The following is a 12,836-nucleotide window of genomic DNA, read 5'->3' on the forward strand; positions in this document are numbered from 1 at the left end:
GGAAACAAGCCAAATATCACTGGCGACGTTTTATCACCTGGACTCAAGATACCATGGAGTATGAGCTAAATACGTTATTGGAAGGTTATGGTGATCAATTTGCAATTAATTTTTCTTGAGCACTTAATAACTATAATCAGCATTACATCAATGATGTGAAATTAGGTTACTTAATTGCATCGATATATTTTTATTAAAAAGCACCACACTCTCCATAGAAGAAAATACAAAAAACACACAGATTTATTCTTTAGCAAGAAGTAATTATTATTCATCATTACGTAACATAAAAATCAATTGATACAAAAAGTTAAAACCACACTGACACGCTACGCTTGCCTTCGCCGGGTTACCGGGTTAATGTATTAGTCTGGTAACTCGGAGATCCGGAAAAACACCTGCCAGAGAAAACATTTTTATCGACTCCTCCCTATTAGAGAATTAGTAATAAAACTGTTCACCTTTGAATATTTTTATTTAAATTCAAATCGTTAAGTAGTAATGAATTGAAACCAAACTCATCACCACTCTTCACCCAACCGTTCACCTCCAACCAGAAAAAAGGTGAACAGTGATGAATACTTGTGAACAGTTTTAAAATAACTATTCATCCTATAATACATTGATATATCTTGCTTAAATTATAGAGTGAATAGTGGTGAACACTTTTTTATATTTCTTTGAGAAATTTCAGCAATAATAAAAATTATTCGTCTGGTAGGTCATTCCTTGCCAGTTTTGGCATCCACTCGATAGCAGTGTCAAGATTCAGACTGAGATTGCTATGAATGCCGTATTTGCTTTTCTTTCGCAGGTAATGCTGATTGTACTCAGCCAGTGCGCCCGGCATATCAATGCCGAAACGGGTTACGGAAATAGGTTTGTTCAGGTTATTGCCTTTCATGTAAACAAAGTTGGCATGATAGAGATACATGCGGAGATTGAACGGCACAATCTCCGCATTGCCGGACATTTAGTTTCATTTTTGGAGAACATTTAAAATCGAAGTGTAGATGCCCCAGATTATGCCCTTTGCTGCATGTTGATTGCAACAGACCACAGTAGACGAAAAAATAACTAATTTTGTTGATTTATTGGGATTTTTAGGGAGTTTGTAGACTTGGGTAGACGTTAGGAAACTAACGAATGGTGCGAAGGCCGGACTCACATTTTTGACTAACTTATTAATTTTAAATAAAAATTATTTATTTTTTGTTCCCCCAAATGTTCCCCCACGTGCATTTTTGTACTTTTAACCCCGGAAAAATATTAACTATGTTGAGCAACGGTATATAAACCTCAATAACTCATTTTGAGCTGCAACTTAAACAATAGCTATATTTTTTATTTCATCAGAAAATAAATTAATTTTAATTATGTATTCCACTGATGGAATTAAAAAATATACCAGAAAATGAGACAAATTAGCTTCAATTGTTCACCCCCTGTAAACTTCTTTATTTTAACACAACAGATTGAAATTAAATCATTTTAAATGTTAACCATGTGCTCTTCTCAGTGGGCACAGCATTCACAATTTGGATATTAAACAAACAAAAAGCCTCTGATTTAGAGGCTCTTACGAAGTTGCTAAGACTGTATTTTTGTGATGCTAACCTAAGATACTTAAATAATTATTATTTATTATTTCCTCATCAAGCCAAATATTAGCCTCATCGGTTAAAGCTACGTTATACCGATACCCTAAGCGTGTTCCGCCTTAGCGTTCTGGACAAATTAGGATACTACACAATGTCCGTGAATTACGTGTATCTTGTCCCGGGGAATTGTTTATCGATGTTACCTTTAACCACTTTATATGCCTGACGTCTGTCACCCTGCACATATTTTATAGAAGGATTATTCCAGACCACGCGGTCGGTGGGACCTGCCATATAAGCGAAATCGATTCCTTTACTGATAAAGACATTTCGCGCTTTTTCTAGCCAGTTTCCTCTCCCGATATAGCATGCTTGGAATTTAACCACACCAACCCGGCGAAGCGACATTCTTTTCAAATCGTTAGCTAAGTCTTCCGGACTGTTATAACGACTACCTAAAGAACTCTCGCTGGAATGAGCAAAAATATCTACGCGGTCATTTTCCGTCACCCATTGAAGATAATGGAAATTATTATAAAAATATCTTTGTTCCTCACTGGCGGATTCTCGCCCCACTAGTTCAAGCATGTCCTTATATTTTGACTTTAAATAGCTATACTCTTGCGGCTTACACTTTTTAAAGTCGTAAGCTAAGACAACTTCTATCTTGCCAAAAGGCCATTCATGAGACTTAATTAGCGGTATTCTTCCTGCGGCTTTATATATTCTATTTTTGAAATTCATTGAATTACCCCTTTCGTTAAACACTGCCATATGAGTCAGGGTACCGCCTCATATGATAACAAGAAAGTGATTACACCTTCTTTGACTGTCGTTAGACTAACAGGTTTCTGAGGTATCCGAAATTATCATGCCATTACAGTTAACGATATTTGCGAGTCAGCAATACTGATGCGCAAACGGCTATCTCATTTGAGCTGGTGGAACCGTTCGCGCAGGGAGTCGGACAATGGGTAGGCTCTATAGCTAGGCGCCTAATGCTGAACTGGACAAATTCACCCTGTTACCGTGGAAGCCATAGATAACCGAATGTTCCCCCAAATGACATAGATTGCAAGGGACACTATGAGACATTGTTAGAAGTGCTATTATTGATTTTATTAGGTTTTTTGGATTTTGTAGACGATATGGGATAGCTACGGAAGTGTAGATGGTGCCGAAGGCCGGACTCGAACCGGCACACCCGAAGGCGGTTGATTTTGAATCAACTGCGTCTACCGATTTCGCCACTTCGGCACTGAAGTATTCGGAGAACGGGGGCCATTATACCTGTCAGAAGACCATTCGCAACACTTATCCTTTCAATCTTGTTCAAGTGTCGAAAAAAGAGTCACTCAATCCGCTTTTTCGCCAACAGAGATCAAAACACAACCACTCAGGCAATCACACAACATAAATTCTTCCCTCACAATTCTCTTCCTTCAATAGACAACCTATGAACTCCTTATATAATTCAAAACAATACACTGCTATGAGGTAAATTATCATGACTATTATCAGTTGGATTTTTACAGGTATCCTGTTGGGTATCGTTATCGGTGCCATTATGGCGATTTTTAAGAAAAAAAAATAACAGCGTTATTCCCCCACTTGAGCGTTCCTGGTTGGTTAATCCAAAAATGAAAAAACAGCTATATAAACTGTGTACAGTTTCCGCCCTGACATGGGCGATCTCGGCTTGTGCTGATTCTGGCAATTTGCACCAAAACAAATTCCAGCAATCTCATGCACAACCTGCAAAGTGGGAAGTTTTTGAAGGTAATGACAATACCAAGAAAATGACTACCGCACTGGTCGAGCAATATGCGCAGTCCATCTTTGATGAAGGTAATCCTTTGGGGATGGCGATGGTGGTAATCGATAATAATCAGGTTGTGCATCGCAGTTTTGGAGAGACTTATCCGGGAAGTGGCGTTCGGCCGCGGCAGGATTCTGTGATTCGTATTGCTTCTATTACTAAATTGATGACCAGCGAGGTCATGATCAAATTGGCCCAGAAGGAACGTATTAAGATTACCGATCCGTTACAGAAATATACTTATTATGGCGTCCATGTACCGGATTATGGCGCAAACCAGCCAATCCGGCTGTATCATCTGGCAAGCCATACCAGCGGGCTGCCGCGGGAGCAGCCCGGTGGGAAATGGGGACGTCCGGTGTTTATTTGGCCGACTCAGTCGAACCGCTGGGCTTGGCTGAAAACCGCAGGGATAAATACCGTACCCGGTACGACGGCCTCATATTCCAATCTGGCCTATGATTTATTGGCGGATGCGCTTTCCAAAGCCACGGGAGAACCCTATTCCCGTTTGCTGCAAGAAGAGATTACCCGCCCTTATCGCATGAAGGATACAACTCTGACTCCCACGCAATCCCAATGTGCCCGCTTGATGGCAGGAGTGAAATCCAGCCCTTGTGTGAATACCATTGCCGCCGCAGGTAGTGGCGGGATTTATTCTACTCCTGCCGATATGCAGCGCTGGATGCAACAGTTTTTATCTTCCCGAAATCAGTTAAGGAAGCAAACTGCCAGTCGTGAGCAGGGCATCTACTTTAAACGCGCCGATCTGACGTCAATCAAAGGAATGGATGTTGCAGGTCTGGCGGACGGTATCGGTCTTGGTTGGGTATATATGGATGCCAAAGACAATGTCCCCGGTATTTACCAAAAAACTGGCGGAGGTGGTGGATTTAATACGTATATGGCGATGATCCCGGAACGAAATATCGGCGTGTTTGTGGTAATGACACGGAAAGAACAAAGTAAATTCAGTCGGGTGACAAGTGGGGTTAATGAATTAGTCGCTGCATTAGCCCGCAACCATAGCTAAATTCAATATTGTCGGGATCAACAGAAAAAATCACAGCCAGACAAGGCGCAAAGCAAATCGCCCCCACAATTATGAAGTGTTTTCATAAAGACGGAGGCGATAAGTAAGTTCAATGAAATATCAGTGATTGTTATTTTCGGTGAAGAAGTAAGTAAATACTCACTACAAAGAATAACAGACTTGGCAGTAATGCCCCCAATATCGGTGGCATGCTATAAACCAGACTGAGCGGGCCGAATATCTCATTCAAGACATAGAAAAGGAAGCCCATGCTGATACCCACAACCACCCTGAATCCCATCGGTACGCTGCGCAGTGGCCCGAAGATAAAGGAGAGAGCCATAAGCATCATCACTGCAACCGATAAAGGTGCAAAGATTTTCTTCCACATATTAAGCTGGTAACGTCCGGCATCCTGCTGCCCTTGCTCTAAATACGTGATGTATTGATATAGGCCACGGATAGAGAGCGCCTCAGGGTCAAGAGAAACCACTCCTAACTTTTCTGGTGTCAGCCGGCTTTTCCAATCCGCAGAAATACGTTGTGAACCCGTGATTCGCCCATTTTGCGTTAAATCAGATTCTTCAACCTGAGATAATTTCCATTGCTGATTATCCTTGTCATATACCGCCGAAGCCGCGTATTTGATGGATAGCAGTTTTTGTTTGTCGTCAACGTGGTAAATGTTAACGCCGTTCAAGGAGTTGTCCTTAGACACGCTCTGGATATAGACAAAATCATCGCCATCTTTCGCCCATAAACCTTTGGTCGTGGACATCAGCGAACCACCAAACATTTTCTGGGCACGATAATTACGGGCAAGCTGCTCCCCTTGTGGAGCAACCCATTCACCAATAACCATTGTCAGCAGGACCAGCGGGATTGCCGTTTTCATGACAGAACCCGCCACTTGTAAGCGGGTAAAGCCGGAAGCCTGCATCACCACCAGCTCACTGCGCGTCGCCAGCGTTCCTAGCCCCAATAACGCCCCAAGCAACGCCGCCATTGGGAAGAAGATCTGGATATCTTTAGGAACGCTCAGCAGTGTATAAATACCTGCGGAAATTGCAGTATAGTCCCCCTGCCCAACTTTGCGCAGCTGATCGACAAATTTGATAATGCCGGAAAGCGATACCAGCATGAACAATGTCATCAGGATGGTTTGCAGGATTGTCCGACCGATATATCTATCCAATACCCCAAACATCATGACGCTCCTTGATTCTTAAAGCGTGAACGCAGTTTGCGCATTGGTACGGTATCCCACAGATTAAGCGCCAGAGCCAGAGCAAAATACGCACTATTGACCAGCCACATCCAGAACATAGGGTCAAATTTACCCTTGCTGCCATTGGAACGCAGGGAGCTTTGTAACAGGAAGAAAATCAGGTAAAGCAACATGGCGGGCAGCATACTGATTATCCGCCCCTGACGCGGGTTCACGGCACTCAACGGGACAACCATCAACGCCATGATCAACACCGAGACAATCAACGTCAAACGCCAGTGAAATTCTGAACGAGAATCATCGTCAGTATCATGCCAAAGCTGCTCAATCGATTTTTGCTCGACTTTGCTGTTATCAATATCTGCTCTCTGATGCCCGATCACCGCCTGATAATCAGTGAATTCGGTAATGCGGAAATCACGCAACATCGCCGTACCTTCATAACGCGTACCTTGATGAAGTACAGCAACCTGATTACCATTCGGACGCTCTTCCATATGGCCGCCATCCGCAATGACTACCGAAGGACGCTGATCATTCGCCGGACGGAGCTGGGCAAGGAATACGTTCTCAAAGGTATTGCCCTTCACGTTACCGATATAAAGCACCATGTTGCCATCGCGGGAAGGCTTAAATTGTCCTTCCATGATCGCAGCAAGGCTTGGATTGGCTTTTGCATCTGCCAATACTTGTGCCTGATATTTGGAAGACCACGGCGTGATCCAAATAACATTGGCAGCCGCCAGCATTGATGTCAGCAATGCCAGAATAAGAGCGGATTTCACCAACACACTTTTGCCCAAGCCGCAGGCATACATGACGGTGATTTCACTTTCGGTATAGAGCTTACTGAAAGTCATTAATATCCCGAGGAATAAACTCAGGGGTAAAATAAGTTGCGCCATCTCTGGCACACCCAATCCTAACAAAGATATAACCAAATTTGCGGGAATATTTCCTTCTACCGCCGCCCCCAACACATCCACTAATTTCTGACAGAAGAAGATCAGTAATAAGATGAAAAGTATTGCGATTTGGCTTTTCAGGGTTTCCCGTACTAGATATCTAATGATGATCACGCTTATTACGCCTGTGAAAACTTGTCTTTTTGCAGGAAAGTCGCTAACTTCGTCGTATATCTACCATTTATATGAATCAGTTTGGCTTCCCCATCGCTAAAATGATACCAAAGCATCCCATATATTGGTTCCCAATTAGAACATACTTATCGTTAGCTAAGTACCAAAAAATAATATGCTTAGCTTAACATAACAGTTAATTTTCTTTGGGATGAATTAATGCGGAACGTGATATTTTAGCGATTGTATCCGTCTTTGTCTTTAAGATTCAGGAGAACGCATGGAGTTTAGTGTAAAAAGCGGTAGCCCGGAAAAACAGCGCAGTGCCTGTATTATTGTCGGCGTGTTTGAACCTCGTCGCCTTTCCTCTATCGCAGAGCAGCTTGACAAAATAAGTAATGGCTACATCAGTGCTTTATTGCGCCGTGGTGAACTTGAAGGCAAGGTCGGCCAGACCTTGTTGCTGCATCATGTTCCTAATGTACTGTCTGAACGTATTTTACTGGTGGGTTGTGGAAAAGAACGTGAACTGGATGAACGCCAATATAAGCAGATTATCCAGAAAACGATCAGTACCCTCAATGAAACCGGTTCAATGGAAGCAGTCTGTTTCTTGACTGAACTGCATGTGAAGGGACGTAACAACTACTGGAAAGTACGTCAGGCGGTCGAAACAGCAAAAGAGTCACTGTATGTTTTTGATCAACTCAAGAGCAGCAAGAACGAACTGCGTCGCCCACTGCGCAAGATGGTGTTTAATGTACCAACCCGCCGCGAATTAACCAGCGGTGAACGCGCCATTCAGCACGGCCTTGCCATTGCATCGGGTATCAAGGCGACGAAAGATCTGGCAAACATGCCACCGAATATCTGTAATGCTGCCTATTTGGCATCACAGGCTCGTCAGCTCGCGGATAATGCCGCCAATCTGACAACCAAAGTGATTGGCGAAGAGCAGATGAAAGAACTGGGCATGAATTCCTATCTGGCTGTCGGTCAGGGTTCACAGAATGAATCCCTGATGGCAGTCATGGAGTATAAAGGCAGCAAAGACGCCAATGCGAAACCTATCGTACTGGTGGGTAAAGGGCTGACTTTCGACTCCGGTGGTATCTCCATTAAGCCATCCGAAGGTATGGATGAGATGAAATATGACATGTGCGGTGCAGCGTCGGTTTATGGCGTTATGCGTGTTGTCGCCGAACTGCAATTGCCAATCAATGTCATCGGTGTTCTGGCTGGCTGTGAAAACATGCCGGGCGGACGCGCTTATCGTCCGGGAGATATTTTGACCACCATGTCCGGCCAGACCGTTGAAGTGACAAATACGGATGCAGAAGGCCGTCTGGTACTGTGTGATACGCTGACTTATGTTGAGCGTTTTGAACCAGAACTGGTCATTGATGTTGCAACCTTAACCGGCGCTTGTGTCATTGCTCTGGGTAGTCACTACACCGGCCTGATGTCCAACCATAATCCACTGTCGCATGAACTGCTGAATGCCTCAGAACAAGCGGGCGATCGTGCATGGCGTCTGCCATTGGGTGACGAATATACCGAACAGTTAGAATCCAATTTTGCGGATATGGTAAACTCGTGCGGACGTTCAGGTGGCGCTATTACCGCAGGTGCTTTCCTGTCCCGCTTTGCAACCAAATACAACTGGGCGCATCTGGACATTGCAGGTACAGCATGGCGTTCAGGTAAAGCGAAAGGAGCAACAGGCCGTCCGGTTGCACTCCTGTCACAATTCCTGTTAAATCGTTCAGGATTGAATTCTGATGATTAATGTCTCTGCCGCACATTTTGCTCGATAAAGGTTTTATTCGATAAACGTGTAGCTAACGATATTAAAAGGAATAGATAGAATTAAGGGTATTGCAGATGCAATACCCTTTTCCGTCACTGCTTCCGTAATCTTGTAACCAAGAAACTATGAAAAACGCCACCTTCTATTTATTGGAAAAGCTACCTTTGGAAAAGCTGCCATTGGAAAGCCTGGCTCCGGAACAATCATCGTCTCCGGATCATTTACAGCCGCATGAATGGCTGGCATGTCAGCTTGCTGCCGATCAGTGGCGTGCAGGGAAGCGAGTTCTGATTGCTTGTGAAAGCCAACAACAGGCTGAAAAACTGGACGAGGCATTATGGCAACGAGAACCAAGTCAATTTGTACCGCACAATCTTGCCGGAGAAGGCCCTCGCTATGGCGCTCCTGTGGAATTGTGCTGGCCGCAAAAAAGAAGCAATGCTCCCCGCGATGTATTGGTGACACTGCTTCCTCATTTTGCAGACTTTGCCACAGCTTTCCATGAAGTGATAGACTTCGTTCTTATTGATGAAAATCTAAAACAGTTAGCGCGCGAACGATATAAATCCTATCGTAACGTCGGCTTTAATTTGACCATGGCAACCCCGCCAACCTATTAAATATTCAAGACACTATGGAAAAGACTCCCGCTAATCAAACGCAATCTGAGCCATCTCTCGATAAAACGTACAATCCGACAGAGATAGAGCAACCTCTTTATCGCCACTGGGAACAGAGTGGTTACTTCAAGCCGAATGGCGATACCAGCCGTGACAGTTTCTGTATCGTTATTCCACCACCAAACGTCACCGGCAGCCTGCATATGGGTCACGCATTCCAGCAGACTATCATGGATACCATGGTGCGTTATCAACGTATGCAGGGTAAAAACACCCTGTGGCAATCGGGAACCGACCACGCGGGTATTGCGACACAGATGGTTGTTGAGCGCAAGATCGCAGCAGAAGAAGGTAAAACCCGCCACGATTATGGTCGTGAAGCCTTCATCGACAAGATTTGGCAGTGGAAAGCGGAATCAGGTGGCAATATCTCCAACCAGATGCGCCGTCTGGGTAACTCCGTAGATTGGGAGCGTGAGCGTTTCACCATGGACGAAGGTCTGTCCAAAGCCGTTAAAGAAGCTTTCGTTCGCCTGTATCAGGAAGATTTAATTTACCGTGGCAAGCGTCTGGTTAACTGGGATCCGAAACTGCGTACTGCGATTTCTGATCTGGAAGTTGAAAACCGTGAAGTGAAAGGTTCCATGTGGCACCTGCGCTACCCGCTGGCTGACGGTGCAAAAACCGCAGAAGGCAAGGATTACCTGATTGTTGCCACAACCCGCCCGGAAACCATGTTAGGGGATACCGGCGTTGCGGTTAACCCAGAAGATCCCCGTTATAAAGATCTGATTGGCAAAGAGATCCTTTTGCCATTGGTCAACCGTCGTATTCCTATCGTTGGCGATGAGCACGCGGACATGGAAAAAGGCACCGGTTGTGTGAAAATCACCCCTGCCCATGATTTCAATGACTATGAAGTCGGTAAGCGCCACAGCCTGCCAATGATCAATATTCTGACCTTCGACGGCGATATCCGCGAAACCGCAGAAGTATTCGATACCAATGGCGAAGTCTCTGATAGTTACTCAACCGACATTCCTGCTGAATACCGTGGCATGGAGCGCTTCGCGGCGCGTAAAGCGATTGTGGCAGAGTTCGAGAAACAAGGTTTGCTGGTTGAAATTAAACCTCATGACCTGACCGTTCCCTACGGCGACCGTGGCGGCGTGGTTATTGAGCCAATGCTGACTGACCAATGGTATGTCCGCACCGCACCACTGGCAAAAGTGGCGATTGAGGCGGTTGAAAGTGGTGATATCCAGTTCGTACCAAAACAGTACGAAAACATGTACTACTCTTGGATGCGTGATATTCAGGATTGGTGTATTTCCCGTCAGTTGTGGTGGGGGCACCGCATCCCGGCATGGTATGACGCACAAGGCAATGTTTACGTTGGCCGTGATGAAGAAGAAGTCCGTCGCGAAAACAATCTGGGCGCAGATATCGCTCTGACTCAAGACGAAGACGTACTGGACACCTGGTTCTCTTCTGGCCTGTGGACATTCTCCACACTCGGCTGGCCTGAGCAAACCGAAGCACTGAAAACCTTCCATCCGACTAATGTGCTGGTCAGTGGTTTCGACATCATTTTCTTCTGGATTGCCCGCATGATCATGATGACCATGCACTTCATCAAAGATGAAAATGGCAAGCCACAAGTCCCATTCAAGACTGTCTACATGACCGGCCTGATCCGCGATGAAGAAGGCCAGAAGATGTCGAAATCCAAAGGGAACGTTATCGATCCACTGGATATGATCGACGGTATTTCGCTGGAAGACCTGCTGGAAAAACGTACCGGCAATATGATGCAGCCACAACTGGCGGATAAAATCCGCAAACGCACTGAAAAACAGTTCCCGGAAGGTATCGAAGCCCACGGTACTGATGCTCTGCGTTTCACACTGGCCGCACTGGCTTCTACCGGTCGTGACATCAACTGGGATATGAAGCGCCTGCAAGGTTACCGCAACTTCTGTAACAAACTGTGGAATGCCAGCCGTTTCGTGCTGATGAACACAGAAGGGCAAGATTGTGGTCAGAACTGTGGTGAAATGTCGCTGTCACTGGCAGATCGCTGGATTCTGGCGGAATTTAACCAAACGGTTAAAGCCTATCGCGAAGCGCTGGATACCTACCGTTTCGACATGGCCGCTAACATTCTTTACGAATTCACATGGAACCAATTCTGTGACTGGTATCTGGAGCTGTCCAAACCTGCGATCAACAAAGGCTCAGAAGCAGAAGTCCGCGCGGCCCGCCATACTCTGATTGAAGTATTGGAAAGTTTGCTGCGTCTGGCACACCCAATCATTCCATTCATCACCGAAACCATCTGGCAACGTGTGAAAGTTGTCAAAGGTATCGATGCAGATACCATCATGCTGCAATCTTTCCCTGAGTTCGATCAGGCAAAAGTGGATGCGCTGGCACTGAACGATCTGGAATGGATCAAAGAAGCGATCATTGCGGTACGTAACATCCGTGCAGAAATGAACATCGCACCAAGCAAGCCACTGGAAGTCCTGCTGCGTGATGCCAACGAAGATGCACAACGCCGCGTAGCTGAAAACCTCAACTTTCTTCAGGCAATGGGCCGTCTTTCTTCTGTGACCGTATTAGCGGCAGGAGAAGAAGCCCCTGTTTCTGTCACCAAACTGATCAATGGGGCAGAAGTACTGATCCCAATGGCGGGCTTGATCGATAAAGAAGCAGAGCTGGCGCGTCTGGATAAAGAAATCGAGAAGCTGGATAAAGAGATCAGCAGCATTGACGCAAAACTGGCTAATGAAGGCTTTGTCAGCCGTGCGCCAGAAGCTGTCGTTGCCAAAGAGCGCGAGCGTCTGGCAATCAACAATGCCGCAAAAGAGAAATTATTGGCGCAGAAAGAGACGATCGCTGCCCTGTAATATCTCCTGATTGAAATTTATTCCTATGAAGCCACTGTAATATACGGTGGCTTCAGGCATATCCTCATGTTAGTTGTGAATAATTGCCAGTTGTGAATGCGCATTGATGGACGAAAACAACAAGAGGGAGTTGAAGTGGGCAGATACATCTGCCTGATTTTACAATACATGATTAAAGGTTAAAAAGTTAGCCACTCTAGTCAGAGTGGCTGATAATCTATGCTGTAATTAAATAACTAAAATATTATATACCCCATTTATCAATTGCGTTATCTGCCGCTGTAGCGCCAGAGTGGGTAAGATTTTCAATATTTTTGCAAACTCCCTCAGATATGACACCTGACTTCTGAAGGCTCTCAGCGGCACTATCAATTATGACCTCAGCGGCATGAACAACGCCCTTAAGTAGATCACCCCAGAAACCAGCGCCAGCGACTTGTTCTAACTCAACTTGGTTTAACTCTTTCATATATAACCTCGTTTATTTATATCATTGACATAATGTTCCAGAATATAATAAAGAACCACAGCATTAATCAGATAATAGTATTAATCAGATAATAGTATTAATCAGATAATTACTTGAATGTGGTTCCAGAAAAATGAAAACCTTCACCAAAAATAAGTTAACAAAGGAATAACCAAAAAATCACCGTAATATATTTGTAATGAATTTTCAGGCTGTTTAGGAAAATTTATATTTGCATTTAATGTATGGTTAAGGTTTATATCTT

At 44.8% G+C, this 12,836-nt stretch carries 9 protein-coding genes and 1 tRNA gene; 4 read left to right on the top strand and 6 right to left on the bottom strand.

The genetic code is table 11. From position 1 onward, the window contains the following. Positions 1-706 precede the first annotated feature (706 nt). From Xenpb_RS16345 to Xenpb_RS16355, 3 genes are all read right to left on the bottom strand, one after another. The gene (locus Xenpb_RS16345) at positions 707-973 is read right to left on the bottom strand and encodes a hypothetical protein (protein ID WP_255523169.1); all 267 of its coding nucleotides are present in this window, start codon (positions 971-973) and stop codon (positions 707-709) included. 790 nt (positions 974-1,763) lie between these two features. Then, entirely contained in the window at positions 1,764-2,345 is a 582-nt protein-coding gene (locus Xenpb_RS16350; protein ID WP_187655293.1) for a hypothetical protein, read from the bottom strand. A gap of 428 nt (positions 2,346-2,773) precedes the next feature. Next, positions 2,774-2,858 (bottom strand) — tRNA-Leu (locus tag Xenpb_RS16355). A 383-nt stretch (positions 2,859-3,241) separates the two neighbouring features. Between Xenpb_RS16355 and ampH the strand changes: the two genes are divergently transcribed. Beyond that, the gene (gene ampH / locus Xenpb_RS16360; RefSeq protein ID WP_187655294.1) at positions 3,242-4,453 is read left to right on the top strand and encodes a D-alanyl-D-alanine-carboxypeptidase/endopeptidase AmpH; all 1,212 of its coding nucleotides are present in this window, start codon (positions 3,242-3,244) and stop codon (positions 4,451-4,453) included. Between the two features lie 130 nt (positions 4,454-4,583). Here the strand turns inward: ampH and lptG are convergent, their stop codons facing one another. Together lptG and lptF are read right to left on the bottom strand one after the other, a co-directional pair. Then, a complete protein-coding gene (gene lptG, locus Xenpb_RS16365) occupies positions 4,584-5,660 on the bottom strand; it encodes an LPS export ABC transporter permease LptG (RefSeq protein ID WP_187655322.1) in 1,077 nt (358 codons plus the stop codon). Continuing rightward, positions 5,660-6,760 carry an LPS export ABC transporter permease LptF gene (gene lptF, locus Xenpb_RS16370; protein ID WP_187655295.1) on the bottom strand — a complete coding sequence of 367 codons (1,101 nt, stop codon included), beginning with the start codon at positions 6,758-6,760 and terminating at the stop codon, positions 5,660-5,662. Before lptF ends, lptG begins: the two co-directional genes overlap by 1 nt. 280 nt (positions 6,761-7,040) lie before the next feature. On the opposite strand from lptF, the gene pepA reads away from it, so the two are divergent. The 3 genes from pepA (at position 7,041) to Xenpb_RS16385 (ending at position 12,102) form a co-directional block, all read left to right on the top strand. Further along, positions 7,041-8,549, top strand: coding sequence for a leucyl aminopeptidase (gene pepA / locus Xenpb_RS16375; protein WP_187655296.1), 1,509 nt, complete (start codon positions 7,041-7,043; stop codon positions 8,547-8,549). Between the two features lie 146 nt (positions 8,550-8,695). Continuing rightward, positions 8,696-9,190: a DNA polymerase III subunit chi gene (locus Xenpb_RS16380; protein ID WP_187655297.1), complete on the top strand. Its 495-nt coding sequence runs from the start codon at positions 8,696-8,698 to the stop codon at positions 9,188-9,190. 14 nt (positions 9,191-9,204) lie between these two features. After that, positions 9,205-12,102: a valine--tRNA ligase gene (locus tag Xenpb_RS16385; RefSeq protein ID WP_187655298.1), complete on the top strand. Its 2,898-nt coding sequence runs from the start codon at positions 9,205-9,207 to the stop codon at positions 12,100-12,102. A gap of 244 nt (positions 12,103-12,346) precedes the next feature. Here the strand turns inward: Xenpb_RS16385 and Xenpb_RS16390 are convergent, their stop codons facing one another. Then, positions 12,347-12,571: a hypothetical protein gene (locus Xenpb_RS16390; RefSeq protein WP_187655299.1), complete on the bottom strand. Its 225-nt coding sequence runs from the start codon at positions 12,569-12,571 to the stop codon at positions 12,347-12,349. Positions 12,572-12,836 lie beyond the last annotated feature (265 nt).

This window comes from Xenorhabdus sp. PB62.4 (assembly GCF_014467285.1).
Classification (GTDB): domain Bacteria; phylum Pseudomonadota; class Gammaproteobacteria; order Enterobacterales; family Enterobacteriaceae; genus Xenorhabdus.

What these genes read in the sequence shown, in the direction of transcription:
- Xenpb_RS16390 (WP_187655299.1), bottom strand. Translation starts at nt 12,571, where the DNA reads ATGAAAGAGTTAAACCAAGTTGAGTTAGAACAAGTCGCTGGCGCTGGT.
- Xenpb_RS16385 (WP_187655298.1), top strand. Translation starts at nt 9,205, where the DNA reads ATGGAAAAGACTCCCGCTAATCAAACGCAATCTGAGCCATCTCTCGAT.
- Xenpb_RS16380 (WP_187655297.1), top strand. Translation starts at nt 8,696, where the DNA reads ATGAAAAACGCCACCTTCTATTTATTGGAAAAGCTACCTTTGGAAAAG.
- Xenpb_RS16345 (WP_255523169.1), bottom strand. Translation starts at nt 973, where the DNA reads ATGTCCGGCAATGCGGAGATTGTGCCGTTCAATCTCCGCATGTATCTC.
- lptG (WP_187655322.1), bottom strand. Translation starts at nt 5,660, where the DNA reads ATGTTTGGGGTATTGGATAGATATATCGGTCGGACAATCCTGCAAACC.
- ampH (WP_187655294.1), top strand. Translation starts at nt 3,242, where the DNA reads ATGAAAAAACAGCTATATAAACTGTGTACAGTTTCCGCCCTGACATGG.
- pepA (WP_187655296.1), top strand. Translation starts at nt 7,041, where the DNA reads ATGGAGTTTAGTGTAAAAAGCGGTAGCCCGGAAAAACAGCGCAGTGCC.
- Xenpb_RS16350 (WP_187655293.1), bottom strand. Translation starts at nt 2,345, where the DNA reads ATGAATTTCAAAAATAGAATATATAAAGCCGCAGGAAGAATACCGCTA.